The sequence below is a fragment of the Thermodesulfobacteriota bacterium genome, from assembly GCA_040758155.1.
Taxonomy (GTDB): Bacteria; Desulfobacterota; Deferrimicrobia; order Deferrimicrobiales; family Deferrimicrobiaceae; genus UBA2219.
This window is the reverse complement of record JBFLWB010000199.1, coordinates 1-26,906: the sequence shown is the minus strand read 5'-3', so window position 1 is coordinate 26,906 and position 26,906 is coordinate 1. Positions and strand designations below refer to the sequence as shown.

24 protein-coding genes and 2 tRNA genes are annotated in these 26,906 nt (G+C 62.5%); 19 read left to right on the top strand and 7 right to left on the bottom strand.

Features of this window, described 5'->3' with window-relative positions; all coding sequences use genetic code 11:
* From thrS to AB1346_13880, 15 genes are all read left to right on the top strand, one after another.
* The coding region (gene thrS, locus AB1346_13950) for a threonine--tRNA ligase (protein ID MEW6721544.1) at window positions 1-981 on the top strand (981 nt) is incomplete at its 5' end.
* Between the two features lie 11 nt (window positions 982-992).
* A complete protein-coding gene (infC, locus tag AB1346_13945) occupies window positions 993-1,586 on the top strand; it encodes a translation initiation factor IF-3 (protein MEW6721543.1) in 594 nt (197 codons plus the stop codon).
* Between the two features lie 4 nt (window positions 1,587-1,590).
* Complete coding sequence (rpmI, locus tag AB1346_13940) at window positions 1,591-1,788, top strand: 50S ribosomal protein L35 (protein ID MEW6721542.1); 198 nt, start codon at window positions 1,591-1,593, stop codon at window positions 1,786-1,788.
* 36 nt (window positions 1,789-1,824) lie between these two features.
* The gene (gene rplT / locus AB1346_13935) at window positions 1,825-2,181 is read left to right on the top strand and encodes a 50S ribosomal protein L20 (GenBank protein ID MEW6721541.1); all 357 of its coding nucleotides are present in this window, start codon (window positions 1,825-1,827) and stop codon (window positions 2,179-2,181) included.
* 40 nt (window positions 2,182-2,221) lie between these two features.
* Window positions 2,222-3,235, top strand: coding sequence for a phenylalanine--tRNA ligase subunit alpha (pheS, locus tag AB1346_13930; GenBank protein MEW6721540.1), 1,014 nt, complete (start codon window positions 2,222-2,224; stop codon window positions 3,233-3,235).
* Window positions 3,236-3,262: 27 nt separating this feature from the next.
* Window positions 3,263-5,671 carry a phenylalanine--tRNA ligase subunit beta gene (gene pheT / locus AB1346_13925; protein MEW6721539.1) on the top strand — a complete coding sequence of 803 codons (2,409 nt, stop codon included), beginning with the start codon at window positions 3,263-3,265 and terminating at the stop codon, window positions 5,669-5,671.
* 19 nt (window positions 5,672-5,690) lie between these two features.
* The gene (locus AB1346_13920) at window positions 5,691-5,981 is read left to right on the top strand and encodes an integration host factor subunit alpha (GenBank protein MEW6721538.1); all 291 of its coding nucleotides are present in this window, start codon (window positions 5,691-5,693) and stop codon (window positions 5,979-5,981) included.
* Window positions 5,982-5,997: 16 nt separating this feature from the next.
* On the top strand, window positions 5,998-6,351 hold the full coding sequence (locus AB1346_13915) for a MerR family transcriptional regulator (protein ID MEW6721537.1): 354 nt from the start codon (window positions 5,998-6,000) through the stop codon (window positions 6,349-6,351).
* Window positions 6,335-6,751 (top strand): phosphomannose isomerase type II C-terminal cupin domain, encoded by a 417-nt coding sequence (locus AB1346_13910; protein MEW6721536.1) that lies wholly within the window; start codon window positions 6,335-6,337, stop codon window positions 6,749-6,751. The genes AB1346_13915 and AB1346_13910 overlap by 17 nt, the downstream gene beginning before the upstream one ends.
* Window positions 6,752-6,821: 70 nt before the next feature.
* Window positions 6,822-6,898: transfer RNA gene (locus AB1346_13905), tRNA-Pro, on the top strand.
* Window positions 6,899-6,965: 67 nt separating this feature from the next.
* Window positions 6,966-7,724: a 5'/3'-nucleotidase SurE gene (surE, locus tag AB1346_13900; protein MEW6721535.1), complete on the top strand. Its 759-nt coding sequence runs from the start codon at window positions 6,966-6,968 to the stop codon at window positions 7,722-7,724.
* Complete coding sequence (locus AB1346_13895) at window positions 7,712-8,362, top strand: protein-L-isoaspartate(D-aspartate) O-methyltransferase (protein ID MEW6721534.1); 651 nt, start codon at window positions 7,712-7,714, stop codon at window positions 8,360-8,362. Before surE ends, AB1346_13895 begins: the two co-directional genes overlap by 13 nt.
* A gap of 37 nt (window positions 8,363-8,399) precedes the next feature.
* A complete protein-coding gene (locus tag AB1346_13890; protein ID MEW6721533.1) occupies window positions 8,400-8,927 on the top strand; it encodes an adenine phosphoribosyltransferase in 528 nt (175 codons plus the stop codon).
* A gap of 17 nt (window positions 8,928-8,944) precedes the next feature.
* Window positions 8,945-9,021: transfer RNA gene (locus tag AB1346_13885), tRNA-Arg, on the top strand.
* A gap of 321 nt (window positions 9,022-9,342) precedes the next feature.
* Window positions 9,343-14,799 (top strand): polysaccharide deacetylase family protein, encoded by a 5,457-nt coding sequence (locus AB1346_13880; GenBank protein ID MEW6721532.1) that lies wholly within the window; start codon window positions 9,343-9,345, stop codon window positions 14,797-14,799.
* An 18-nt stretch (window positions 14,800-14,817) separates the two neighbouring features.
* Here the strand turns inward: AB1346_13880 and AB1346_13875 are convergent, their stop codons facing one another.
* The gene (locus tag AB1346_13875) at window positions 14,818-16,074 is read right to left on the bottom strand and encodes a glycosyl hydrolase family 18 protein (protein ID MEW6721531.1); all 1,257 of its coding nucleotides are present in this window, start codon (window positions 16,072-16,074) and stop codon (window positions 14,818-14,820) included.
* A gap of 222 nt (window positions 16,075-16,296) precedes the next feature.
* Here AB1346_13875 and AB1346_13870 point away from each other — a divergent pair, with 222 nt between their 5' ends.
* The 3 genes from AB1346_13870 to AB1346_13860 are packed head-to-tail and all read left to right on the top strand — an operon-like array spanning window position 16,297 to window position 19,244.
* Entirely contained in the window at window positions 16,297-17,823 is a 1,527-nt protein-coding gene (locus AB1346_13870) for a class I adenylate-forming enzyme family protein (GenBank protein ID MEW6721530.1), read from the top strand.
* Entirely contained in the window at window positions 17,820-18,077 is a 258-nt protein-coding gene (locus AB1346_13865) for an acyl carrier protein (protein MEW6721529.1), read from the top strand. Before AB1346_13870 ends, AB1346_13865 begins: the two co-directional genes overlap by 4 nt.
* On the top strand, window positions 18,078-19,244 hold the full coding sequence (locus AB1346_13860; protein ID MEW6721528.1) for a GNAT family N-acetyltransferase: 1,167 nt from the start codon (window positions 18,078-18,080) through the stop codon (window positions 19,242-19,244).
* 161 nt (window positions 19,245-19,405) lie between these two features.
* Here the strand turns inward: AB1346_13860 and AB1346_13855 are convergent, their stop codons facing one another.
* Entirely contained in the window at window positions 19,406-19,609 is a 204-nt protein-coding gene (locus AB1346_13855) for a helix-turn-helix domain-containing protein (protein ID MEW6721527.1), read from the bottom strand.
* 140 nt (window positions 19,610-19,749) lie between these two features.
* On the opposite strand from AB1346_13855, the gene AB1346_13850 reads away from it, so the two are divergent.
* On the top strand, window positions 19,750-20,409 hold the full coding sequence (locus AB1346_13850) for a hypothetical protein (GenBank protein ID MEW6721526.1): 660 nt from the start codon (window positions 19,750-19,752) through the stop codon (window positions 20,407-20,409).
* A 449-nt stretch (window positions 20,410-20,858) separates the two neighbouring features.
* Here the strand turns inward: AB1346_13850 and AB1346_13845 are convergent, their stop codons facing one another.
* The 5 genes from AB1346_13845 to AB1346_13825 form a co-directional block, all read right to left on the bottom strand.
* The gene (locus AB1346_13845) at window positions 20,859-23,114 is read right to left on the bottom strand and encodes a glycoside hydrolase family 57 protein (protein MEW6721525.1); all 2,256 of its coding nucleotides are present in this window, start codon (window positions 23,112-23,114) and stop codon (window positions 20,859-20,861) included.
* A gap of 3 nt (window positions 23,115-23,117) precedes the next feature.
* Complete coding sequence (locus AB1346_13840) at window positions 23,118-23,816, bottom strand: tetratricopeptide repeat protein (protein MEW6721524.1); 699 nt, start codon at window positions 23,814-23,816, stop codon at window positions 23,118-23,120.
* A 36-nt stretch (window positions 23,817-23,852) separates the two neighbouring features.
* On the bottom strand, window positions 23,853-24,494 hold the full coding sequence (locus AB1346_13835; GenBank protein ID MEW6721523.1) for a histidinol phosphate phosphatase domain-containing protein: 642 nt from the start codon (window positions 24,492-24,494) through the stop codon (window positions 23,853-23,855).
* Complete coding sequence (locus AB1346_13830) at window positions 24,491-26,038, bottom strand: DUF4388 domain-containing protein (GenBank protein ID MEW6721522.1); 1,548 nt, start codon at window positions 26,036-26,038, stop codon at window positions 24,491-24,493. Before AB1346_13830 ends, AB1346_13835 begins: the two co-directional genes overlap by 4 nt.
* On the bottom strand, window positions 26,038-26,906 hold an 869-nt coding region (locus tag AB1346_13825), incomplete at its 5' end, for a diguanylate cyclase (GenBank protein ID MEW6721521.1). The genes AB1346_13830 and AB1346_13825, both read right to left, overlap by 1 nt.

Here is a 26,906-nt window from a genome sequence, read left to right as displayed (position 1 = left end):
TACCGGCAGTCCATGTTCAGCCCCATCGACATCGAGGGGCAGGAATACCAGCTCAAGCCGATGAACTGCCCGTTCCATATCCAGATCTACAAATCGAGGATGCGCTCCTACCGGGATCTCCCGATCCGGTACGCGGAGCTGGGAACGGTGTACCGGTACGAACCGTCGGGGACGCTGCACGGCCTCCTGCGCGTCCGCGGCTTCACCCAGGACGACGCGCACCTGTTCCTGCGCCCCGACCAGCTCGACGAGGAGATCTTCTCCCTGCTCGACTTCACGCTGTTCGTGCTCCGCTCGTTCGGGTTCGACCGGTACGACATCTACCTTTCGACCCGTCCCGAGAAGTACGCCGGCACGCTTTCGAACTGGGACCTCGCGGAAAGCGCCCTCCGGAAGGCGCTGGAGCGGAAGGGGCTCCCCTTCGAGGTCGATCCCGGCGAGGGCGTGTTCTACGGCCCCAAGATCGACATCAAGATCAAGGACATGTTAGGGCGCTCCTGGCAGTGCTCGACGATCCAGGTCGATTTCAACAACCCCGAGCGTTTCGACGCATCCTACATCGCGGAGGACGGCGCCCCCCGCAGGGCGATCATGATCCACCGCGCGCTGATGGGGTCTCTGGAGCGCTTCTTCGGCGTCCTCGTCGAGCATTACGCGGGCGCCTTCCCGACGTGGCTCGCCCCGGTGCAGGTCGATATCCTCGCCGTCACGGACCAGCAGCACGAATACGCGCGCGAGGTCGTGGCGGAGCTTCAGCGTGCGGGCTTCCGCGCGGAAGGGGACTTCCGCAACGAGAAGCTCGGGTACAAGATCAGGGAATCGCAGCTTGCCACGGTCCCGTATGCGCTCGTCGTCGGCGAGCGGGAAGCGTCGCAGCGGCAGGTCACCCCGAGACGGCGGGGAGGGGAGCAGCTCCCTTCCATGGGAGTCGAGGCGTTCCTCGACCTCCTCCGGGGCGAAACCGTCAACCCGGCCAAGTAAAGGAGGACGTCATCGCCAAGGAATCCCGAATCAACGAGCAGATTGCGGTGCCGGAGGTTCGCCTCGTGGGCGCCGAGGGGGAGCAGCTCGGCGTCGTGAACATCCAGGAAGCCCTGCAGAAAGCCCGCGCCGCGGACCTCGACCTGGTGGAAGTGGCCCCCATGGCCTCGCCGCCCGTCTGCCGCATCATGGATTACGGCAAGTTCAAGTACATCATGAGCAAGCGGGAGCAGGAGGCCAGGAAGAAGCAGACCGTCATCCAGGTCAAGGAGATCAAGGTCCGGCCGAAGACCGAGGAGCACGACATCAACACGAAGCTCAAGCACATCCGGCGATTCCTGGAGGACGGCGACAAGGTCAAGGTGACCGTTCGGTTCCGCGGAAGGGAGCTGGCCTACGCCTCCCAGAGCGGGTTCGAGGTCCTGAAGAATATCGTGGACTCCATCTCCGACATCGCGAAGGTGGAGTCGCCGCCGAAAATGGAAGGGAAGACGATGATGACCATCGTCGCGCCGACGGTCCACAAGAAGAAGCCCGTGGGAGGGGGCGCCAAGCCGGCGGCCGGCGGCCCTTCCGCTCCCCCGGCCGAGAAACAGGAGGAATGAAGTCATGCCGAAGGTAAAGTCGAACCGGGGCGCCAACAAGCGCTTCCGCGCCACCGGCGGGGGCGGCATCAAGCGCGCCAAGGCCGGAAAGAGCCACATCCTGTCGAACAAGAACCGGAAGCGGAAGCGGGGGCTGCGGAAGGCCACGCTGGTCCACGCGACGAACGAGCGCTCGATCCGTCGCCTGCTGCCGTACCTCTAAAACAACGAAGCAAGAACGGGATAGAAGGGGAAAGCCATGCCTCGCGTAAAAAGATCGGTACATTCGCTGAAAAAACGCAGGAAGGTCTTCAAGACCGCCAAGGGATTCCGCGGCGGCCACGGGAACCTGCTGCGTTCGGCAAAGGAAGCCATCGCCCGCGCCCTGCGGTACGCATACCGCGACCGCCGCACGAAGAAGCGGGAGTTCCGGGCGCTGTGGATCACCCGGGTCAACGCCGCCGCACGGGAGAACGGGCTTTCCTACAGCCAGTTCATGTTCGGACTGAAGAAGGCGGGCGTCGAGGTCGACCGCAAGATCCTGGCGGACCTCGCCGTGAACGACTCCGCCGGCTTCCGGAGCCTTGCCGACAAGGCGAAGGCGTCGCTGGCGTAGCGGAGGGGCCCGAGCGAATTTGGCCGGAACCTCCGGACAGATCGAGCGCCTCCTGGCGGAAGGGCTTTCGTCGCTCGCCGCGGCGAAGAACGAAAGCGACCTGCTCGAGGCGAAGGGGCGGTACTTCGGGAAGAAAGGGGCGATCTCCGAGATCCTGAAGGGGATCGGCGCTCTTTCCGTGGAGGAGCGCAAGGCCGTCGGCTCCGAGGCGAATCGCGCGCGCGCCGAGCTCGAGAAGCTCTTCGACGAGCGGCTGAGCTCCATCCGCGAGCAGGAGCGGCTCGCCAGGGAGGGCGCGGAGCGGCTCGACGTCACCCTTCCCGGGCGGCTCCCGGCCGCGGGGCGGCGCCACCCCATCTCGCAGACGATGTCCGACATCATCTCCGTCTTCCGGCGCCTGGGCTTCTCCGTGCAGGGCGGGCCGGACGTCGAGACGGACTACTACAACTTCGAGGCGCTCAACTTTCCCCCCGAGCACCCCGCCAGGGACATGCAGGACACCTTCTACGTCGAATCCGACGCGGGCGACCTCGTCCTGCGCACCCACACGTCGCCGATCCAGATCCGGACCATGGAGAAGATGCGTCCCCCCGTCCGGATCATCGCCCCCGGCGCCGTCTACCGGTCCGATTCCGACATCACCCACTCGCCGATGTTCCATCAGGTCGAGGGGCTGGCGGTCGACCGGAACATCACGATGGCGGACCTGAAAGGGCTGCTCACCGAGTTCTGCCGGATGACCTTCGGGCCCGGGAAGCCGCTCCGGTTCCGCCCGAGCTTCTTTCCCTTCACCGAGCCGTCCGCCGAAGTCGACATCCAGTGCGTCATCTGCGGCGGCGGCGGGTGCCGGGTCTGCAAGAACTCCGGGTGGCTGGAGATCCTCGGCGCCGGGATGGTCGATCCGGCCGTCTTCGGTTTCGTCGGATACGACCCTGAGGAATACACGGGGTTCGCCTTCGGCATGGGCGTCGAACGGATCGCCATGCTGCGGCACGGGATCTCCGACATCCGCCTGTTCTTCGAAAACGACATCCGCTTCCTCTCGCAGTTCTGAAGGCTGCGGGGGCAGGAGACCGTCCCCTTGAAGATCACGTATTCCTGGCTTAAGGAATTCATCGACACGCGCCTTACCCCCGCGCAGGTGCAGGAGGCGCTCACGATGGCGGGGGTCGAAGTCTCCGCCTGCCGGTTCCTGGGCGAAGGGTTCGACAACGTCGTCACCGCGAAGATCCTCGTGAAGGGCCCCCACCCGAACGCCGACCGCCTCTCCCTGTGCAAGGTGACGGACGGCGCCTCGGAATACGGGATCGTGTGCGGCGCGAAGAACATGCAGGCGGGAGATGTCGTCGCGCTGGCGAAGGTCGGCGCGGTGCTCCCCAACGGGGTCGAAATCAAAAAGGCGAAGATCCGCGGCCACGCCTCCGAGGGGATGCTCTGCTCGGAGCAGGAACTCAAGCTCGCGGAGGAATCCGCGGGGATCATGATCCTTCCTGCCGACACTTCCCTGGGAATGCCGCTTGCCGACGCATTGGGGCTCTCCGACTGGCTTCTCGAAGTGGAGATCACCCCGAACCGGGGAGATTGCCTGAGCGTCCTCGGCGTGGCGCGCGAGCTGGCTTCCATCACCGGAGAGAAGCTCGTCCTGCCCGAAACGCCGATCCGGGAAGACGGCCCGCCGGTGGAAAGCCTCGCGACGATCGCACTGAGCGACAGGGAGCTCTGCCCGCGATACAGCGCGCGGGTCGTGACGGACGTGAAGATCGCGCCGTCGCCCGGGTGGATGCAGCGGCGTCTTGCCCTCTGCGGCATCCGGCCCATCAACAACGTCGTCGACGTCACCAACTACATGCTGCTCGAGCTGGGGCAGCCGATGCACGCGTTCGACCTCGACCGCGTCCGGGGCTCCCGCATCGACGTCCGCGCCCCCTCGGAGCCGATGAGGTTCACGACGCTCGACGGGGCGGAGCGGAAGATCGACCCGGGGATGCTGCTCATATGGGACGGGGGCGGGGCGGTTGCCGTCGCGGGCGTAATGGGCGGTTTGAACAGCGAGGTGACGGAAGAGACGACCCGCGTCCTGTTCGAAAGCGCGCACTTCGATCCGGCGTCGATCCGGCGGACCTCGAAGCGGCTGGGGCTCGCCAGCGAGTCTTCCTACAGGTTCGAGCGGGGCGTTGACCCGGCGGGGACCTTGTACGCGGCCGACCGGGCCGTTTCCCTGCTGGCCCGGATCGGGCAGGCGACCCCCGCCAAAGGGTTCCTGGACGAAGGAAGGAGCTCCGGCTTTTCCCGGAAGGTCCGCTTCCGTCCTTCCCGCGCGGGCCGGATCGTCGGCACGAATTACCCTCCGGAGCAGTGCGGGAGGATCTTCGAGCGCCTCTCCTTCACGTTCGAAACGGTCGCGGAGGGAGAGTGGGAGGTCACCGTCCCTTCCTGCCGATTCGACATCGAGCGGGAGATCGACCTGGTCGAAGAGGTCGCGCGCCTGTCCGGCTACGAGAGGATCCCGACGACCTATCCCGAATCTATTGCCCCGGAATTCTCGGCGGACGACCGCTTCGTCGACCTGGCGGAGAAGGCATGCGATTTCCTGCGGGCGAACGGGTTCCATCAGGCGGTGAACTTCTCCTTCGTTTCCGGGCGGAAATGGGAGCGCCTCGGAAAGCTCCTCGGGTTCGACGCTGGCGACGCAATCCTTCTGAAGAATCCGATCTCCGAAGACACCACCCTGCTGCGCCCGCACCTGCTGACCGGTCTTCTCCGGAACGCGGCGGACAACACGCGGCGGTTCGTGGAGGACGTCCGCCTGTACGAGATCGGGAAATCGTTCGGGAAATGCCACGTTGCAGGGCATTTCGAGGAGGCGCGCCTCGCCGTGATCCTGACCGGGCAACGGCTTCCCTCCAATTGGTCCGGCGGCGGCGCCCCCGCGGATTTCTACGATATCAAGGGGATCGTGGAAGGGCTCCTGCGACACCTCGGAGCGGGGCCCTTGTACGCGGTGCCGACGTACCGGCGTCCGTTCCTCGAAGAAGGAAAGGCGGCCGACCTGCTCGCGCAGGGCGATTGCGTGGGGTGGTTCGGCGCCGTCCGGAAAGAGCTGCTGTCGGAATATGAAATCCCGGGGCCCGTTTTCTTTGGAGAAATTCGCCTGCATGCGGCGACCGCGAACCCGCCGCCCGTCGGGATCTACCGGCCGTTGCCGAAGTTTCCCCCGGTGTTCCGCGATTTGGCGTGCGTCTTCCCCGCGGAGATCCCGGTCGGCGACGTGCTGGCGCTGGTCCGGGAGACGGCGCCCGAGATCGAGGATGCGGTCGTGTTCGACGTGTTCACGGGGGAAAAGATCGGGAAAGGGCTCAAAAGCGTGGGGATCCGGGTGAAACTCCAGCCGTCCGACAGAACCTTGACGGACGCAGATGTAAATAGTATACATACCAAGATAGTAGATTTATTGGAGAATCGGTTCGGCGGAAGAATCCGCACCACCTGAGAGGCCGGGAGGAGTCATCATGACGAAAGCTGACCTGGTCGAGATCGTGTACGAGAAGATCGGCGGTCTTTCGAAAAAAGAGTCTCAGGACATCGTCGAGGCCATCTTCGAAACGATGAAGGGCAGCCTTAAAGCAGGCGAAAAGATCAAGATTTCCGGATTCGGGAACTTCACGCTTCGAGACAAGCGGCCGCGGAAAGGGCGCAACCCCCAGACCGGCGACGATATCCAGATCACCGCCCGCCGCGTCCTCACGTTCCGTCCCAGCCAGATCCTGAAATCGCACATCAACGTCGAAAAAACCTCTTGACCGGCAGGGGATAGGAGTGGCGGCTCCGGAGATTCCCGACAAGTTCTACTTCAAGATCGGGGAAGTGAGCCGGATCTTAGGAGTAAAGCCTTACGTCCTCCGCTTCTGGGAAACCGAGTTCCGGATCTCGCCTTCGAAAAACAAGTCACAGCATCGCGTGTACAAGCGGCAGGAGGTGGAGACGCTGCGCGAGATCAAGCGCCTACTGTACGAAGAGCGCTTCACCATCGACGGCGCCAGGGAAAAGCTGAAGCAGATCGCGAAGAGCCGGCAGCAGCAGCTCAAGCTGGAGCTGGCGGAAAACCCGTTCAAGGCGGAGCTGAAGCGGCTGAAAAAGGACCTCGCGAAGATTCATTCGATGCTTAAATAATCTACGAATATCTCACCGGAATAGGGAGCGAATGGCGACCGAACGCGGGGACCGCCCTTGGGGTCACTACCTGGTGCTGATCGAGGATGCGGGATACAAGGTGAAGCAGTTTGTCGTGCATCCCGGCAGGCGGCTCAGCCTTCAAAGGCATCGGAGACGCGCCGAGCACTGGCAGGTGGTCCGCGGGGAGGCGGCGGTGACCGTGGGCTCCGAAGTCGGAAATCTCGTCAATGTTTCGTTGACGCCGGGCAGCTACATCGACATTCCTCTGGGGGCGTACCACCGGGTGGAGAGCGTCGGGATCGAGGACCTGGTGATCATCGAGGTGCAGATGGGGGATTACGTCGGCGAGGACGACATCGAACGGATCGAGGACGATTACGGCAGGGCGGAGCAATGACAGGAACGGGAAATCGCAAGAAATCAGGTGACAACTCCGCCGGGTCCGGCTATATTTACTTTTTATAGTTCGGGACGTAGCGCAGCCTGGTAGCGCACCTGCATGGGGTGCAGGGGGCCGCTGGTTCAAGTCCAGTCGTCCCGACCAGCAAACCCGAGGGGTTACGAGACGCGCTCTCGTAACCCCTTTGCTATTACGGAGGGGAGGCATCCCGTTGGAAGGCGACGCACCGGTCATCCTGCTCTGCAACGACGACGGCATACGATCCGAGGGGATCGTCGCGTTGTCGGCGGCGCTGAAGGAACTCGGAACGGTATATGTCGTCGCCCCCGACCGGGAAAGGAGCGCAGCGGGGCACTCCCTGACGCTGACGCATCCGCTCCGGGTCGAGAAGCTGGGCCCCCGCACCTGGTCCGTTGACGGCACTCCCACCGACTGCGTCAACCTCGGAGTGAACGGCATCCTGAAGGGGAAAAGGATCGACCTGCTCGTCTCCGGCATCAACAAGGGAGCGAACCTGGGCGACGACATCACCTATTCCGGTACGGTGTCCGCCGCAATGGAAGGCACCATCCTGGGGATCCCGTCGATCGCCGTCTCCGTCGTCACCCGCAGCAAGTTCCGCTTCGACGTGGCGTCGGAGTTCGCGTCGACCGTGGCCCGGAAGGTGATGGCGCAGGGAATCCCCGACGACACCCTGTTGAACGTGAACGTCCCCAACGTCCCGAAGGACAGGATCGCAGGCGTGCGGGTGACGCGGATGGGCAAGCGGATCTACGGCGACGCCATCGTCGAGAAGCGCGACCCGCGCGGCCGCAAGTACTACTGGATCGGCGGAGACTATCTCACGTCGGAAGAAGTCCCCGGATCGGACCTCGAGGCGATCGAGGACAACTACATCTCCGTCACCCCGATCCACCTCGACCTGACGAACTACTCCGCGCTGAAGGCGCTCCGGAAATGGACCTGGTGAAGGAAGAAGAGCTTCGCTGGAAAATGGTCGAGGACCAGATCCGCCGGCGCGGGATCCGGGACGAGCGGGTCCTTTCGGCGATGCGGGAGATCCCCCGGCACCTGTTCGTCCCGCCGGCGATGCGCCACCGTGCGTACGCGGACGATCCGCTGCCGATCGGGGAAGGGCAGACGATATCCCAGCCCTTTATCGTCGCGGAGATGACGGCGGCGATGCGGCTGACCGGCAAGGAGAAAGTGCTGGAGATCGGCACCGGCTCCGGCTACCAGACCGCGATCCTGGCGCGGCTCGCCTCCCGCGTGGTCACCGTGGAGCGGATCCCGTCCCTGGCTTCCGGGGCAGAGCGGCGCCTCAAGGAAATGGGGGTGACGAACGTGGACTTCGTCACAGGCGACGGCACCCTCGGATACCGTTCGCTCGCTCCCTACGACCGCATCCTGTCCGCGGCGGCGTCGCCTTCCGTCCCGCCCCCCTGGCTGGAACAGCTCGCGGAAGGCGGGATCCTGGTGCTGCCGATGGGTGGACGCCTCGGCCAGGAGCTCCTCCGGGTGACGAAGCGGGGCGGGGAGGCGGTCCGCGAATACCTGGGTGCCTGTATCTTCGTTCCCCTCATCGGCAAGCACGGATATTCCAGTTAGTGGCGATTCGTGTAAAATCACCCGTTAAGGAGAAAAGATGTCCCCGACCGAGCTGAAGAAACGTATCCGGAACATCCCCGATTTTCCGAAGAAGGGGATCCAGTTCAAGGACATCACCACGCTCCTCGCCGACCGGGCATCCTACCAGCAGGCGATCGACCTGATGTCACACCGGTATTTCGACAAGGGAATCGACGCCGTCGTCGGGGTCGAGGCGCGCGGCTTCATCATGGGGGCGGCGCTCGCGTACAAGCTGGGAACGGGCGTCCTCCTCGTCCGGAAGCAGGGAAAGCTTCCGCACAAGACCGTCCGCGCGTCCTACGAGCTGGAGTACGGGAAGGACCAGCTCGAGATCCACGAGGACGCCATCCGGCCCGGTATGAAGATCCTCCTGGCCGACGACGTCCTCGCCACCGGCGGGACCGTCGCCGCGGTCATCGGCCTGCTGAAAAATCTGGGCGCCGTCGTTGTAGAATGTTGCTTCCTCGCGGAGCTTTCCGCGCTCGGGGGTCGCGAACGGTTAAAAGGGGAGAAGGTGTTCTCCCTGATCCAGTTCGACGATTGATCCCGGGACGGCCGCGCGCCCCCGTAGCTCAGGCGGACAGAGCAGAGGTTTCCTAAACCTTTGGCCGGGTGTTCGAGTCACCCCGGGGGCGCCAGGAAAGTAACGGGTTACGGTTGAACCGTAGCCCGTTTTTTTTATTCGCGATCCGGCAGAAATCCTCCGAAAAACTATCGGGCAGGGGAAATATTGTGGACCGGAAGCGACATGTTCGGAAATGTTTTTCATACATGAAAGGGTTTTCGTTGCGCCCGTGTAGTTGTTAGGGAAATATTTCATGCATATCAGCATGTTATGCGCCGTAAAGAATACCGGTTCGCTTGTTGCATATTTTATCGCTTGGACATCCACCGAGATCGATTCCGGAGGGAGCCATCCCATGAAAAGACATATCTTTGTTTGGGCTGCTCTCCTCCTCATGGCTTTCATCACGGGAACTTCCTGGGCGGCCCATGGAATCGCCACCTGGCCCGGGAACAAGAAGGCCGCCGTGTCGCTGGCTTTCGACGACGGATGCCGATCCCAATTCACGCTGGGCGTGCCCGCACTGAATGCCCGGGGAATCAAAGGGACCTTCTACCTCATCATCGACGGCGTGAGCGACGGTTTTTCGCCTCCCTGGAGCTCCTGGAGGAGCGCGGCCGCCGAGGGGCACGAAATCGCCAGCCACACGATTTCACACCCGCATCTGACATGGATTTCCCTGTCGCAGGCGCAGACGGAGATCACCGGTTCGAAGGCAACGATCGAGACCCAGGTGCCTTCGAGGAAATGCCTCTCCTTCGCGTATCCGTTCGGCGATACCAACAGTTCGGTCGCATCCATCGCATCGGACGCATATGTCAATTCCCGCGGGGTCGCGTGCGGCCTGAACGCCGAACCGTACGATTTCGCCAATCTGAAGGCATGCTCGCCCGACTCCGGGGACGACATCTACGTTTGGGCGGACGCCGCGAGGTCCCAGGGAAAATGGCTCATCGCCTACATCCACAGCCTGGACAGCGGAAACGACTGCTGGGGAACATGGGACATCGACATGTATACGACGTACCTCGACTACCTGCTGGGCGGCGACGTCTGGGCAGGCACCGTGGGGGGGGTCGTCAAATACATCAAGGAGCGGTCCGCGGCGACCCTCTCCACGGTTTCGGGATCCGGCGAAGAGATCGTGCTGAGCCTGACCGATACGCTGGACGATTCTATCTACGACCAGCCCCTCACCCTGTGGAGCGAAGTTCCGTCCGAATGGGAATTCGTGACCGTCCAGCAGGGGACGGGCGCCGTCGTCGAGTTGACGCCGGTGCTGGAGGGAGGGCGGAAGGTCGTCTATTATCAGGCCGTCCCCGACCGCGGCCTCATCACGCTGAAAGATCCCGTCCCGGCAGACCCCCGGATCACGGCGTTGTCCCCCGCGAACGTCGTCGCCGGAAATCCCGCTTTCAACCTGACGGTCAACGGCGCCGGTTTCGTTTCGGGGGCGGATGTCCGGTGGAACGGATTGAACCGGACGACGACCTACGTTTCGGCGACGCAACTTCGGGCCGCCGTCTTGGCGGCCGATGTCGCCGTGCCGGGAACGTTCCGGGTGAGCGTGCGCAACCCGAACGGCGGAGTCTCGAACGAGGCGAACTTCGAAGTCCGGGTCGTCCCGCCGGTGTTGGCCGCGATCGAGCCCTTCGTGACGACCGCCGGATCGCCCGCGTTCACGCTGGCGGGTTCCGGGAGCAATTTCCTCCCCGGGGCAAAGGTCCGGTGGAGCGGATCGGAACGGACGACGACTTACGTGTCGTCCACGCAGCTCCAGGCGGGCATACAGGCCGCCGACATCGCGTCCGCCGGGATATACAACGTCACCGTTCTCAATCCCGACGGGGGCGTTTCCTCCGCGGTTCCCTTCGAAGTGATGGGGCCGCCTCCCGCGGTCTCCGCCCTGAGCCCTTCCTCCGCATCCGCGGGCAGCGCGGCGTTCACCTTGACCGTCACCGGCGCCAATTTCGTGTCGGGGGCGAAGGTTCGGTGGAACGGCTCCAACCGCACCACGACGTACATATCGTCCGCGCAGCTTCGGGCGAGCATATCATCCACCGACATCGCCTCTCAGGGAAGCTTCCCGATCTCCGTGGCGAATCCCGACGACGCCGTATCGAATGCGGTGTACTTCAACGTGACCGCACCCCCTCCCGCGATTACAGCCCTGAGTCCGTCCGGCGTGGTCGCAGGAAGCGCCGCGTTCACCCTGACGGTTTCCGGCGCCAATTTCCTCCCGGGCGCAGCCGTCCGATGGAACGGGTCGGGCCGAACGACCGCTTTCGTCTCTTCCGCGCAGCTTCAGGCATCCATCCCGGCCGCCGACATCGCCGCCGCCGGGACCTATAACGTCACCGTCCTCAATCCCGACGGGTACGCATCCAACACCGTTTCCTTCACCGTGAACGCCCCGGGTTCCGTCTTTTCCATTACATCGTTGAGCCCGTCGGAAACCGCAGCGGGCGGGGCGGCGTTCTATCTGACCGTCGACGGCGCAAAATTCGTTTCGGGCGCGAGAGTCCGCTGGAACGGGTCGAGCCGCACGACGACCTACGTTTCCTCCACGCGATTGAGGGGCCGGATCACAAGCACGGATATCTCCAAGGCAGGGACCTTCAACGTGACCGTTCGCAATCCGAACGGAGCCGTTTCCAACGCCATCTCCTTTATCGTGAAACCGCCGGTTTCCGCTCCTGCGATCACCGCGCTCAGCCCATCCGGCGCCGCCGCGGGCGATCCTGCCTTCACCCTGACGGTCTCCGGCGTCGACTTCGCCCCGGGCGCAGCCGTCCGGTGGAACGGGTCGGGCCGCACGACCGCTTACGTTTCTCCCGCGCAACTGCAGGCGTCCATCCCGGCGGCCGACATCGCATCCGCCGGGACCTATAACGTCACCGTTCTCAATCCCGACGGGGGCGCCTCCGGTCCCGTGCAGTTCAGCGTGAACCCGGGGATTTCCACTCCTGCGATCACGGCGCTGAGTCCGTCCGGCGCGATCGCGGGCGGCGCCGCGTTTACCCTGACGGTTTCCGGCGCCAACTTCGTTCCGGGGGCCGCCGTCCGATGGAACGGGTCGAGCCGAACGACCGCTTACGTTTCTCCCGCGCAGCTTCAGGCGTCCATCCCGGCGGCCGACATCGCATCCGCAGGGACGTACGCCGTGACCGTGCTCAATCCCGACGGGTATGCATCCAACACCTTCTCGTTCACCGTGGATACGGGAGTATCCGCCCCCGCGATCGCCGCACTGAGTCCGTCATCCGCCACAGCGGGAGGCGCGTCCTTCACACTGACGGTTTTCGGCAGCAACTTCGCTTCGGGTGCGGTCGTTCGCTGGAACGGCACCGACCGCGCGACGAGCTTCCTGTCCTACTCGCAGCTCCATGCGTCCATCCCGGCCGCAGACATCGCCTCCGCCGGGACGCATAACGTGACTGTGCTCAATCCCGACGGAGAAGCGTCGGGCGCGTCACCCTTCGTGGTTTCGGAGGCCCCGACCTACACGGACAACTTCAACCGGCCGAACCAGTCCCCGTTGTCCGGAAACTGGGCCACCTTCTATTTCGGAGTCGGAACTCTGGAGCTATACAATCAACAACTTAGATCGACGGACATCAATTCCTGGAACGTCTACGGATGGCGAACCGCGGACACATACGCATCGAACCATTTCTCTCAGATCAGATCGACATCCTATCCCACGGGCGAAATCGGCGGACCCGCGGTGCGGATGCAGTGGAACGGATCGCAACTCAACGGATACCTCTTTTCGGTGTTGAGCCCGACGGAAGCGGCGATCTTCGCCAGATACGGGAGGAACACCGTCGGCTGGGAGCAGATCGGCGCGATATATACAGGGACCTTCGCATCCGGGGACGTCTACAAGCTGGATATCAGCGGAGACGTGTTGACTGCATACAGGAACGGCATTTCTCTGGGGTCCAGGACAGACGCGAACAAGCGTGTTCCCTCCGGCGGAATGCCCGGTGTGCTCGTCGTCTATCCGGGGACATTCGACGACTGGGCAGGCGGAAATGTCTACGCATCGGGTATCCCCGCGGTCGCATCTCTTGCCCCTTCGTACGCGCACGCCGGTGGTTCCGGATTGACCCTGACGATCGACGGAAGCAACTTCGTCGCAGGATCGGTCGTTCGGTGGAACGGTTCGGCCCGGACGACGACGTTCGTCTCCTCCACGCGGCTGCAGGCGTCCATCCCGGCGTCCGACCTGTCCGCGGCGGGGACGGCCGCCGTCACGGTTAACACGCCGCCGCCGGGCGGAGGGACCTCGAACGCGATCGCATTCGAGATCCTTCAGGCAGCGGGATCCGTCACCATCGATCCTCCAACGGTGACCGGAGGAAGTTCCGCCATCGGGACGGTGACACTGATCGATCCGGCGCCGCAAGGCGGCGCGACCGTGACGCTGGACAGTGGGGATCCCTCCATCGTAACCGTCCCGTCGATCGTGACGATCCCCGCAGGCTCGATCTTCTCCACATTCCCCATCTTCACGGCCCCCGTGGCGGGATCGGTGACCGTGAGCATCGTCGCCGGGTACGGGGGTTACACGTGGACATCCGCATTGACGGTCGACGCGGTGCCTCTCGTTCCGGTTTCGGTGACGCTTGATCCGACTACGGTGTCAGGAGGGGTCGCCGGTTCGATCGGAACGGTCACGCTGAGCGGCCCGGCGCAGGGCCAGGGAACGCAGGTCTCCCTTGTGAGCGGAAATCCGGCGGTTGCCCAGGTCCCGTCCAGCGTCACGATACCCTCCGGAAGCGTGAGCGCAATCTTCCCCGTTTCCACGTCCGCCGTTTCGGCCTCCACCGTTGTGATCGTCTCAGCAACGCACGGGGGGACCACGAAATCCGCGACTCTTTCGGTGATGCCTTCGGACGCTCCCGCCACGGGGCATACGATTACGGCCTGGCCGGGGAATCGGAAGGGGGCGGTATCTCTCACGTTCGACGACGGCGAAACGTCCCAGTACACGCTCGGCGTGCCCGCCCTGAATGCCCGCGGCATGAAAGCGTCCTTCTACGTCATCACCGCTTACAACGGAACACCCATGGACGAGTCGGAATGGACCGCCTGGAGAAGCGCAGCCGCGAATGGACACGAAATCGGCAGCCACACGATCTCCCATCCGGCGCTGAGCACGCTTCCCTACGAGCAGATGCGGCAGGAAGTGGTCGAATCGAAAACCGAGATCGATTCGAGGATCCCGTCTAGGAAAACCCTCACGTTCGTCTATCCTTTCGGGGATTACAATTCCCAGACGAAGTCGGTCGTCCAGGAAAATTACATCGCGGCCCGGGGAGTCTCCTGCGGCCTCAACGAACCGCCGTACGATTTCTACGACGTGAAGGGATGCACGCCCGACTCCTCAACCACCGATATCCACGCATGGACGGCGGATGCGGAGCAGCAGGGGAAATGGCTGGCGGTCTACTTCCACTCTCTGCTCGGATCCCTGGAGAACGGCTGGGGCACGTATGAAATAGAGGATTTCACGGCATACCTGGATTACCTGGGAAACCGGGATGTCTGGGTGGGGACGTTCGAGCAGGCGGTGAAATTCCTCAGGGAAAAGGCGACGTCGAGCGTGACCTTCCATTCCTCATCGGCGGACCGGATCGTGCTGCGTCTTGCCGACACGATGGACGATGCGATATACGATCAGCCGCTGACGCTGCGGAGCGTGGTCCCGTCCGAATGGGCAACCGTGAACGTGCAGCAGGGAAGCGGCGCGATCGATGTGAATCCCGTCGTCGAGGACGGGGCACGGGTGATCTATTACGAGGCCGTGCCGGATCGTGGGTTGATCACCCTGAGAAATCCTTGAGAACCCGACGATCGCAGGTCAGTTGATCGTCAAGCCGGTCGGGTAGGACGGCACCTTGGCGGTTCCCGCGGAGATTGCCAGGGAGAAGGCCTTGGTCCCGGTCATGCCGCCGGCATCCGTGCATCGGATGGTAAAGGCGAACGTCCCCGGGGCGCTCGGGACGCCGCTGATGATACCGGTGCTCTGCGCCAGGGAAAGGCCCGCGGGAAGCGAACCCGACGCGATGGACCACGAATAAGGGGCGGAGCCGCCCGCCGCGGCAAGCGTCACCGGACCATACGTCGCACCCGCCGTTCCGGAAGCCAGTGAGGCGGTCGACACGGTCAGGGAAGACGAGCTACCGATGGGCGGCGCCACCTGGTGCACCGCGTTCAGAAGGGAAGTCGAGCCGGCGGTGTCCAGGTTCAAGGCCCAGAACATGACGCCCCCTGCCTGCTCCGCGGCGAGGATCGTCTTGTCCTTCACCGTCTCGATCGAGTTGTAATAATATCCGTTCACCATTTCGTATCCGCCCTCGTCCTTATAGGGAGCGCCGGAGTCCCATGCAACCAGCTGGGAATAGTTCTTCTGGTCCCAGCCGGAGTTGCTGCCATAGAAGGGGATGCCGAGATTCATCTTCTCTTTGGGCAAACCGCGATTTTTCCAATAATTCAAGGAACTTTCCGCCATGGCATACGTGGAGTGAGGTACCCCTCCGTCATAGGCCATCAGGTTCAGGAAATCCACGTGATCGTAAACGGCGCCGGCGACCCCGTCCGTATTCCATCCCCAGACCGCCGCCGTCAATAATTTTCCCGAAGCCTTCAGGCGGGTGCTCAGTTCCGCCATGAGCGTGGTGTAACGGTCGCTGTATTCGGTGCCCGGGAATTCCCAATCGATATCCACGCCGTCCAGATTATGTTGACTCACGAAATTCATGATGTTGTTGATAAAGGTGGTCCTGAGACCGGAACTGGAAGATATCGTGTTGAATGCGCTGTCGTCTCCGTTGTTCCACCCGCCGACGGAAATAAGCACTTTCACGTTATTGTTGTGAGCAAGCTGAACCAGTCGATCCAACTGGTATGTATTGCCGAACGTGGGAGATATTCCGCCGCTGTGTGTAGGCAGAATAAAGGAATAATTTATGTGGGTAAGGTATTCGTAATTTAGGGTTTCTTCGAACCCCGATTCCCCCCAACTGATGAAGTAGCCGATGACCTTGAAAGCATGTGCATTCGTCGATGTAAAGAGGAGAAACGCGACAAGAACACATGCCGATAATTTCCTGAACATCACCCCTCCGAAGGCAGCGAAAGTTCCGTAATGCCCTGCAGCAGGAAATGCACAAACCGTACCGCATAAGCAATCGAAATACATCAATATAAACAACAACATAAAATCGCATCGCTTCGCCGGCGATAACAATTATGAGATTTTTATCAGTGAATCGTTATGTTTCGCGTTTGCCGCCATTTGTTCCCTTGACACATCACGGCATTCCCGTATTTTCATCACATGTTCATAAATACGCATATTGGCGGCCTGGCGGAACCGTGCCCCGGCCGCAGGTGGGATCGGGAAACGATCCACCTTCGATTATCTGCGCGCGTCGCCCATTTCCGGAAACTGGGGATCGCGGGCGATGCTCCGGTCTTCCTCCATCATGGGAATACGCTTGAATTTTTCGTCGACCTGCTGGCCGTCTGGTTGGTTGGAGGGTGCGCAGTACCGATCGATCCGCAAAAAACAAGTTACGAAGTGGAGAACATGGCGCGCGCGGCGGCGCCCCGCTTCTCTCTCTGGCTCGGTATGCCGAACGGACCCATCGCGGATTCCCTGGCCGGGATGGGGGTTCGATGCGTCGACACGGCCGAAATGCCGGAGACCGCGCCTTCCGGTTCCGTCAGGTACCCGGCGGGGGGGCTCGCCGGCCTCGACGATCCTGCCCTGATCCTGTTCACCTCGGGCACGACGGGAGATCCCAAGGGGGTCGTCCATACCCATAGATCGCTGCGCGCTCGATGGACCGGCATCCGGCATGCGCTCGGGACGAAGGCGTTCCGGCGCACCCTCTGTCTGCTTCCCACGCACCATGGGCACGGCCTGATCTGCAATTGCCTCTACCCCTGGCTTTCCGGTCAGGATCTGTTTCTGACGCCGGCATTCAGTCAGGAGTCGATCCTGCGCCTGGGATCCATCCTCGACGAAAACGGGGTCACGTTCATGTCCTCCGTGCCTTCGGTATGGCGCATGGCGCTGAAGATGTCGTCTCCTCCACGAAGAAATACGTTGGAACGGGTATGTTGCGGTTCAGCGCCCTTGACCGGGGCGCTCTGGAAGGAAATCCGGGATTGGACGGGAACCGGAGATGTTTATAATGCTTACGGCATCACGGAAACGGGAAGCTGGCTTGCCGGAACCACGGTGCCCGGGTTCACACCAGAGGACGGGCTTGTCGGAAAGGATTGGGGGGGAGTGATCAAGGTACTGGACGGTGCTAGCGCCACCCGGCATCCGCTATCGCTGAGGGAATGCCCCCCGGGGGAGGCGGGGCACGTCTGGGTCAATACCCCGGCCCTGATGAAAGGGTACCTTGGAAGGGACGATCTCACACGGAAGGTCGTTTCGCACGGGTGGTACGTCACCGGCGACATCGGCATGATCGACGAGCGCGGCCTGTTGTATCTCAAGGGAAGGGAACGCGACGAGATCAACAAGGGCGGAATGAAAGTATATCCGGATGACATCGATGCCGCAGCGCAACGCCACGGCTCCACCCTCGACGCTTGCGCTTTCGGGATCGAGGATCCGCTGCTGGGAGAGAATGTGGCGATCGCGGTGGTGCTGAAGGAAAACCGGCGGGAAAGCCTCCGGGGCCTGGTCGACTGGCTCCGGGACCGGCTGGGAACGCGGCAGCTCCCTGTCCGCTGGTATGTTCTGGAAGAGATACCCCGAACTTTCGCCGGAAAGGTCGATCGCGTCCGGGTCGCCGGAATCTGCGCATCGAGGGAAGCCGAGGACATCCGGTCGCTTTACCGATGAACGATTCCTCCGGCCTGCGGGACAGACTGGTCGGATTGTTGGAGGAGGTCCATCCGGACCCGGCCCTTCGCATAGAAAACGGCACATCGCTGATCCGGTCCGGGGCGATCGATTCCCTCGGATTGTTCCGGCTTGCCTTGTGGATCGAAAACGAAACCCGGACCCGGCTGGACCTGGGATCGCTGGATCCTTCGAGGGACTGGGACACGGTTTCCGATATTCTCGATTTCGTCGCAAGGCACAGGATCCCCTGAGTGAAGACGAAATCCGAATACGAGGTCGTGCGGTATCGCCCCGAACACAAGAGGGCGGTCGCGGAGCTCCAAAGGCATCTCTGGACTTCCGACGTCTCAATGAATATCGCGTACCTGGAATGGAAGCACGAGCGGAATCCCTACCTGTCGGAACCGCTGATCTACCTGGCCTGCTGCGACGGAAAACCCGTCGCCATGCGGTCGATGTTCGGGGTGAACTGGGAAACCGGGACGCCTCCGATGAGATATCCCGGAATCTGCCCCGACGACATGGTCATCGAACCCGCTCACAGGAACATCGGACTCGCCACCGTGTTGATGAAAGCGGTGTTCAAGGACCTGGAGACACTGGGGCACGATCGTGTCTTCAGCCTCAGTGCGGGGAAAATCACCCGCCTCACATCCCTTGCGATGGGCTGGCGGGCCGTGGGATCGGTTCGTCCTCACCGATGGAGGTCCTCAAGCGCCGAAAGGCTGCAACGGTTGGGAAACGCTTTGAGGAGAACGACGTTCCTTTGGAGGATTTCCGACCTCGTTCCGCATCGCGAGTGGGGGAGGGAGCAGTGTTCGATCCATGAACTCTGCAATCCGCAGGGGATGCCTGCGCGGAGGATCGGAGGAAACCTCACCGTCGAGAGGGACGCGAAGCCCGGGGACATGGCCCGCCTGATCTCGAGGATCGAATATGACGGCCGCATCCGCCATGTCCGGGACGCCGGCTACCTGGAATGGCGCTTCCGGAACCCGATCCACAGGTATATCTTCCTCTATCGGTGGGACGGGGACGGCCTGGGCGGCTACCTGGTCCTGCAGCAATACCTGTCCGACCTGTCCGACGGCCTTCGGGTGAACATCGTCGACTGGGAGGGTACAAGTCTGCGCATCCGGGCGGAATTGCTGCAGGCGGCGCTGCGGCTGCACCCTTTCTTCGACCTGACGATCTGGACCGTTTCCTTGGGAGAAGATTCCATGCGTCTGTTGGGAGATGCAGGATTCCGTCCCGTGCCGGAGGGGCAGGAAGGGGCGGGCGTGGGGCAGGAGCACCCCTGCCTGCTGGTCCGTGGGATTCCGGGCGGCCCGGCAGCCCCCGAACCGTCGTTCGGAGGGCGTCGGTTGGAGGACATTTCCCAATGGGACATCCGCATGCTGTATTCTATGCAGGGATGACAGCCGCCAATTATAATGAGATCCGCTTCCGGCGGTACGGCCTGCTGGACGACCAGGTCGTCTTTCTGAAAGGGTAGTTCAAGGTTATCCTCCCTGCTGCAGGAAGGCGGAGATCGTGATGGTGTACTGGACGGGCGTCTACTGGAGGATGGCGTGACGGGTCAGCCGGATTCCGGGACCGGGAGGGTTTTCTCCCGTTCGATGTATCTCTCCACGTCCTTCCTGCGGAACCGCCACTGGTTGCCGCTCTTGTACCCCTTCAGGATCCCGCGGCGGGCCATCTCGTTCACCGTGTCCGGGCTCAAATCCAGCAGGATTGCCAGATCTCGCGTTTTCATGATCGCTGGAAGGGGGGCTTTTTCCACTGCCTCTGCCTCCGAAAATTGTCTCAATTCAATTTAGAGCACAAAATAACATCCTGTTATATTTTTGTAAATCAAGGAAATTCGCATACCGGCATTTTATTGCGTAAAAAATTCGTCTTTCGATATTACCGGAGGTCCGGTTGAGGTTTTTCGTTTATTCCATGATCGCCATTCCGCTGCTCCTCGTGGACTCGGTCCTTCTCTATACGCTTCCAGTCCATCTTTCCGCGCGCTTCACGAGTATGCAGTTCATGATCTTCGCCGCCGGCGCCGCGATCTATCTCGGCTTCCATTTCTTCGTCCGTAAACCGGAACGTCTGTATCTTTGGGGGCATGAGCTGACGCACCTCCTTATGGCGAAAATATTTTTTCGCCAGGTCCACGGATTCCACATCACGTCCCGGTCTGGAGGGAAGGTTGTGATCGACCGGACGAACGTCGCCATCGACCTGGCTCCGTACGCCGTTCCGATCTACAGCCTCGCGGCAATCCTCCCGATCCTTCTTTTTCGCGGGAGGTATCCTTTTTCGCGAGAATTCTATCTCGCGGCGGCCGCCTTCTTCTTCACGATGCATATTTCCTTTTCCCTGGAAGGGTTCGTGCACGGACAGCCCGACCTGCGCAGAAGCGGCCGGCTGTTTTCCGGAGCGGTCGTGGCTCTTTCACTGATTTTGATTTTCCCGGTCCTCCTGGCCCCGGCAACTCATGCGGGCATGCGGGAAATCTCCGCCTTTTTTCGCGAGTGGTTTTCGAGCTCCTTTTCCGTCGCAAGGCATTTTCTCGACAACATCCTTTTTTGATCTTTCCTTGCGGCGGATTCCCGCGGGAAGAGAGAAGGGGACCCTCCGTCGTTTCCAAAAAACGCCGTGCGGGGATCCCCGGATATAATTTGACATAATATCTATTACCAGACGTTGTATTCCGAGAGCCGTCGTCCGCGGCTTTTGGTCTTGACCTGTTTTATAGGTGAATCTATCATCCGAAATAACCCTCTTCCGCAAGAAATACGAAACCAAACTATCTGATAATATTCAACAACTTACAAAAGCGCTACACGAAATAAAGCAATTGGGAGGAATCATTTCGATCTGCGTATCCGGCAAGAAAATACGGGACGATATCGGGTTGCGGCAACATCTGGAGGCGTTTTTAATCGGAACACAAGGACGCCTTGTTCAGCCACGCCCTATGACCCGATTGTGCGGAAAAACTGTATCCTGAACTGCGGCCGGAAGGTTGAAATGACGGTTTAGACGGACCAGTTCCTTTCCTCGAAATCGGCGCCCGGCAGCTCCGCTGAAAAAGCGCCGTAGAGAGGCCATCTTTCGCCGAGGGTCCCTTTCGGCTGGATCGTCAGGAAGAAATCCATGCGGTCGTCCGCCCTGCAGTCCAGCAGGTCGAGAGGTATTCCGATTTCCACAACCTTGTTGTACGTCGCGGAGATCGACTCCCTGCCTTCGAACGTGAGCCGCTGCGCCGGCTCCTTCGCCTCGATTTCGAGGAACGACCACCGGGACGCGGACTCCTCCAGAGAGATTTCCCCGAGAATCTTGCGGTTTTTCCGGGTGAACAGGATTTCCAGGTCGATGTGACGGATGTTCTCAACGGCGACCGGGTCCAGGTCGAACCGGAAATACAGGACATCCGCGCTGAAGCCGTAATAGAATCGGGAAAGGATCAGCCTCCCTGCCCGGTGCATCGAGCCGAACTCGGGATTGGGCACGTAAACCGACGCCGAGCTCCATTCGAGATAGGACGTGATCAGCCCGTCGATGCTGGGCCGGATATAGCTTCCCGGCGCGGGAATGAAATCTTTCTTTCGGGAAATCCTTTCCCTCCGGACGATCGGGATGTCCAGCGTGGCCGGAGGATCGATCCCCATGGCCAGGTAGGCGGCTTTCACGTTGTGCCGGAAAAGGCGGTCGAATTCGGGTCCGTGCGGCGTGAAATGGTCGTCGCCGTACCACCAGCACCAGTCGGATCCTTCCGCCGCGAAGAGGTAGCTTTCCGCCTTTTTCAGCTCCTCCGGAAGCGGCGTCCCGGCGGCTTCCAGCGGCGCCGCCCGGGTTTCCCATTGGGCGCGGGCGAGCGAAAGCATATCCCAGGCGGCATGGTCTTCGGGATGCCCGATCCAGATATTGAACGTCCCGTCGATCCATGATCCGGTCGGCACGGAAGGCAAGACTTCGGAAGCACGGCTTCCGGTGGTCGCCTCGGATAAAGTAACACATTCGATATCAGGCTTTAAACCATCGAGCTTCTGCAATAATGTCTTCAGGAAAACGACCCCGGAATCATGGTAATACTCCCAAGCGTTTTCCCCGTCCAGGATGACCGGAACGATGAATTCGTTTTCCGGAATCTTTAATCCGTTGCTTTTTAGTTTATTATGTAATTTGCTTAATATATTAATGAAATTATTCGCCGCGTCATGCGCATCCCATCTGGAATACTCGAAGCCGATCAGATCGGAAAGGTGATGGTCCCGGAACACGATGCGGATTTCCCCGGCGTCGGTCCGGACCGCATAGGGGCGGTAAACCCATTCCGGCTCCGAGGGAATCCCGTCGGCGTCCCGCGTCACGTTCTTTCCGAGCGCTTTCGAGAGGAGGATCTCGTCGGTGGCGATCCATCGGTATCCGGACTTCGCGGCCAGCTCCAGCGTGGCCGGGCTGATGGATCCTTCCGATGGCCACAATCCCTTCGGGTAGGCGCCGAAGAGCTCCCTGAAGATCTCCCTCCCCTCCTCGAGCTGGCGTCGGGCATCCCGAGGGTAGGCGAACGGACGGTTGGGAAGGTTCATGCCCGGCCGCGCATCCAGCGCCGACCGGTTGTCGATCAGGAGGGGGAGGATGGGGTGGTACATGGGCGAGGAGGAAAGCTCCCCGCCGTCCTCCGTCTCGAGCCGCCGGTATTCCTCGAACATCCGCGACATGACCAGGATCTGCCGGTCCAGAATGTATTGTTTCTCCTTTTCCGTGTAGCGCCCTCCCTTTTGCCACAGGCGCGCAAGCTCGGGGTCCTCCTCTCGATGGAGGGGATGGAACCAGGTGAGGTTGAACAGGGCGACCAGGTCCGTGTAATCCGAGGAGCCGTACACCCCCGCGTTCGACCCGCCGTTTCTCTCGAGGGAGCGGAGGGCGTCCTCATGCCCCCGGAACAGCTCGGCGTACCGGGGCTGGGGAAGGATCATCGTGGGCGCGAACGCGGAGAAGAAGTTCCGCAGGATGAACTCCCGCTCGTCCCGCGTGAGGTCCAGGGCGTTCTTCCGCGAAACGTCGAGGAAGCTGTCGCTCGCGTTGTTCTCCACGTAATCCCGCACCTGGACAAGCAGAGACGGAACCAGGTTGAAGGTGTGCCGGACGTTCCGGAATTCGCGGAAGATCCTCGGAAGGGCGACGTAGTCCTTGATGGCGTGCAGCCGGACCCACGGCAGGGCGTAGGATCCGGTTTCCGGATCCTTGTAATACGGCTGGTGCATGTGCCACAGGAAGCAGACCTTCAAGGCCTACTCCAGGCGGGCGATCATGAATTCGATCATGTCCTTCATCCCGGTTTCCGGGTTCTCCTTGAGGATATGCCGGTACACGGCCACCGCTTCGGCTTTCCTGCCGGAGAGGCCGAGCACGCGCGCCTCGCCGAACAGCGCATCGGTCTTCATCGCGGGCCCGGCGGCGTCCGCGGCTTCCCGGTACGCGGAGGCGGCCCCGGCATAATCCCCCTTCGCCTCCAGGGCGTTCGCCACGCCGTTCCGGAGGAGGAATCTCAGGACCCCCTGGGCCTTGCCGGTCCGGATCCCTTCGTGGAAGCGGAACAGGCTTCCGGCGTAATCTCCGCGGCGGAACGCAAGGGAGCCGAGATAATAATGCGCATATGCCGATGCCCGGGTCCCGGAATGCTCCTTCGCGAGAGAGGCGATCTTCCCCTCAAGCGCCATGAGGGCCGCGTTGTCGGCTCCGGGAGGCGATTCGAGGAAATTGCGGGCCTCCTCGAGGAGCGGCCATATCGCGCCCGCGGCCTTCCCCTCCTGCCACCGGAGGTATCCGCGGGTCCCGAACGCAGCCGCCAGCGCGACCACGAGCGCGAGGACCGCCAGGGCGACCTTCGACCGATTCTCCTTGCACCACGCGATCGTCCGCCCGAACGTGGAAATGAACTCGTCGGGCTCCTTCAGGTCCCGCCGGGTGTATCGAATCTTCTCCGCCATCCCCTGGCCGCTCCCTTTCTCCCCTTACGGTTTGTTTTACCGCTCCACGATCCGCCGCGCGTTCTCCTGCATCCGGAGCGCATCCCGCTCCGTGAGGGACGCCCCGCGGATGATCCGCAGCGCCGCGTCCCACGGAGTGAAATCTCCGGGCGAGTGCGAGTCGGTATTGTATACCATCCGCGCCCCCGTTTTTACCGCCATCCTCGCCACGTGCCCGTTCGTCAGGGAGTGCCCCTTCCGCGCGGTGATCTCGAGGAATACGCCGTTCTTCCGGGCAAGCCGGGCCTCGGCCTCGGTCAGGAGGCCCGGGTGCGCCAGGATGTCCGCTCCCGCGCGGATCGCGGCGAGGTTGGTTCCGCGGGGGACCGGCTCGACGATCGTCTCCCCGTGCACGACGACCACCTTCGCCCCAAGCTCCCGGGACCGCTCCACAAGGTACGGAATGAGGCGCGGGGGAACGTGCGTCAGCTCGACGCCGGGGAACACGTCGGCCTTCCCGGCCCCGGCCATCGCCCGACAGAAGCGCCCCATGTTCTCCAGGATCAGCTCCAGGTTCGACGGATCCGCGTGGTCCGTGATCGCGAGCGCCGTGTACCCGGCGGCCGTCGCGCGGGAAACGACCTCCGCGGGGATCAGCTCTCCGTCGCTGAACGTCGAATGGATGTGCAGGTCGATCAACGGTCCTCTCCTTCCAGCGATTTCCCGATGACCGACGCGACGGCGTCCCGGATCGCCTCGGGGGCGGCCCGCTCCATCTCCCGCACCTCCAGCGATCCCCCGAGCCGCTCCACGCGGTTGCGGAACATCCTGAGCGTGTTCTCCCCCAGGCCGAACTCCGAGAACCCTTTCCCCGTCAAGGCCATCAGGACCCGCGCGCCGGAACCCCGCGTGAATTCCGAAACGGCCATCAGGTTCTCCAGCGAATCGGACAATCCCTCCTTGAGAAGGACGACGATCGCGAGCGGAGACGGCGCGAGACTGTACCAGAGGGGCGAGATCGACCGGAGGTAGGGGAAGGCGTGGAGCGCGATCGGGCAATCCGCCACCTGGAGCCGCCCGAACGACCCCACGGAGACCCCCTCCTTCCCCCGGAGGGAAAAGAACGCCTTGTCCGCATCGAACTCGCGGAACTTCCCGAACGCCGTGACGAGTTCCTCCAGCACGGCCGGGTCGGGGAAGAAGAAAACGATGTGGGCGGCGCCCGCCCCGGCGCGCTCGGCGCCCTCCCGCAGCTTCCGGCCGATCCGTTCCGCCGCTTCGGGGGGGAGGAAGGCGTTCTTCGCGGGGCGCGCGTCGAAGGGGCCGATCTCCAGGATCCCCCGCTCCTTCAGCGAGAGGAGCGCCTTGTAGACCACCAGGTCCGGGTAGTGACAGTTGTTGACGATGTCCTCGACGCGGGAACAGAACCCCGCAAGCATCAGGACTTCCCGGAGCGACCCTTCCGCCGGAGAGATCTCCCCCGGCTCCCCGACGACCGCCACGGAGTCGGACGGCGAGGGAAGCGCGTCGCCGACCTTCAGGAGTTCGTCGTGCTGCCGGAGACCTTCGAGGATCGTCTGCTCGCCGGGACGGAAGATGGTCCGCCGGACCCCCACTTTCCCCGGCAGGAAGCTGAACCGGCCCTGCCGGAGCGGGATCATCCGGAACAGCGCCTTCTCGCCGACGAGGTTCTGCGTCGAGGCGGAGACGATGTTCCCCCGCTCGATGTAGATCGAGCCGGCGACGCCTTCCCCCTCGATCTGGAGGATCCCGCTCTTCCGGTTCATCGAGAGCATCTGCCAGAGGTCGGGGATGAAGAACTGGCTCAGGTTTCCGCTGATCTCGGAATCTCCGCTGAGGACCTCGGTGAAGGGATCCCGGAAGAAGTACCGCTGGATGCGCTGAAGGACTTCCTCTTCCTGGAACGGCCTGCGGAGGAACTGGTCCACGCCGGGGCGGAACCCCGAAACGCTGCGCTCCTGGTCGCTCAGGAAGAAGATCGGCATGTCCTTCGTGTTCGGGTTGCTGCGGAGGATCAGGACCAGACGGTCCGGGCTCAAAATCGGCACCGCCATGTCGAGGAGAAGGACGTCCGGATTGCGCAGGAGCGTCTCGGACAGCGCCCTGCTGCCGTCCGGAACCTCGATGACCTCCATCCCCTCCTCCCGCAGGAAAAGGGCCAGAGGCTGCCGGTTCGCTTCGACGGGGTCCGCGATGAGAACCCGTTTCGCCCCCGCGACCATCAGAAGGTCCTCTGAAGCTGGTAGAGGTCCTGGATCTTCTCGAGCATCGCCTCCACCAGCCACTCGTCCGCGGTGTTGAACCCCTCTACGTCCGCCCCCCGGTCGGCTCCGAACAGGCCGTACGCGCCGTCCTCCTTCAGGGAAAGGACCACCTCGCGGTCCTTCAGAAGGTCGTCTTCCGTGGAGATGCACAGCAGGTTCCCTGCGTCGAACCGGGTGCCTCCCCCCCGCCCGAGGATGTAGACGTTCCGGTTCGGCGGGATGTCCGGCCGGAACGAAAGGAAGACCTGCTTGTAGATCTCCGGGGTGGGTCCGGCCACGATGGCCATCCCCCGGGACCCCCCCGGCGAGGACGCGTCCTGGGCCACCGCCTCCAGTATCCGAAGGAAATTCTCCCGCGGGATGCTGAAATAACCGTTCCGCCCGAGGTCCCGCCGGATGCGCTGGAAATGGGGAACGTCCTCCCCTTTCCGGAGCATTTCGTAATGCTCGGGCTTCCCGACGAGGACGTCGAACGCGTCCCAGAAGCCGCGGTCGGCGATCCGCAGGCGGTGCAGGGGGCTTTTCTGCTGGCGGGAGTGCTTCTCCTCCGCCACGCGGACCAGCTCCTGGAAATCGCGCCCGTCGTGGGGAGATGTCGCCGACATGAGGAACGGCTGAAGGGAGAACTCCGTGCCGAGGAACGCGAACCGGTTCCTTTCGCGGATCACCCTCCGCAGCCTGCGGACGGCGAGCGTGGCGCCGAAGGCGTCGGTTTCCGGGAGGACGATGCAGAAGTGGCTCGCGTCCTGCCGCGCCAGGAGGTCGGAGTCGCGCAGCGCGCCCCCGATCCGCTCGACGACCGAAAGCAGCACGCCGGTGACGACGC

Excerpts from the sequence above, each read along its gene's own strand:
- rpmI (MEW6721542.1), top strand. The coding sequence starts at position 1,591 with ATGCCGAAGGTAAAGTCGAACCGGGGCGCCAACAAGCGCTTCCGCGCC.
- AB1346_13895 (MEW6721534.1), top strand. The coding sequence starts at position 7,712 with ATGGACCTGGTGAAGGAAGAAGAGCTTCGCTGGAAAATGGTCGAGGAC.
- rplT (MEW6721541.1), top strand. The coding sequence starts at position 1,825 with ATGCCTCGCGTAAAAAGATCGGTACATTCGCTGAAAAAACGCAGGAAG.
- AB1346_13865 (MEW6721529.1), top strand. The coding sequence starts at position 17,820 with ATGAACGATTCCTCCGGCCTGCGGGACAGACTGGTCGGATTGTTGGAG.
- AB1346_13875 (MEW6721531.1), bottom strand. The coding sequence starts at position 16,074 with ATGTTCAGGAAATTATCGGCATGTGTTCTTGTCGCGTTTCTCCTCTTT.
- AB1346_13870 (MEW6721530.1), top strand. The coding sequence starts at position 16,297 with ATGTTCATAAATACGCATATTGGCGGCCTGGCGGAACCGTGCCCCGGC.
- AB1346_13840 (MEW6721524.1), bottom strand. The coding sequence starts at position 23,816 with ATGGCGGAGAAGATTCGATACACCCGGCGGGACCTGAAGGAGCCCGAC.
- AB1346_13920 (MEW6721538.1), top strand. The coding sequence starts at position 5,691 with ATGACGAAAGCTGACCTGGTCGAGATCGTGTACGAGAAGATCGGCGGT.
- AB1346_13880 (MEW6721532.1), top strand. The coding sequence starts at position 9,343 with ATGGCTTTCATCACGGGAACTTCCTGGGCGGCCCATGGAATCGCCACC.
- AB1346_13830 (MEW6721522.1), bottom strand. The coding sequence starts at position 26,038 with ATGGTCGCGGGGGCGAAACGGGTTCTCATCGCGGACCCCGTCGAAGCG.
- AB1346_13890 (MEW6721533.1), top strand. The coding sequence starts at position 8,400 with ATGTCCCCGACCGAGCTGAAGAAACGTATCCGGAACATCCCCGATTTT.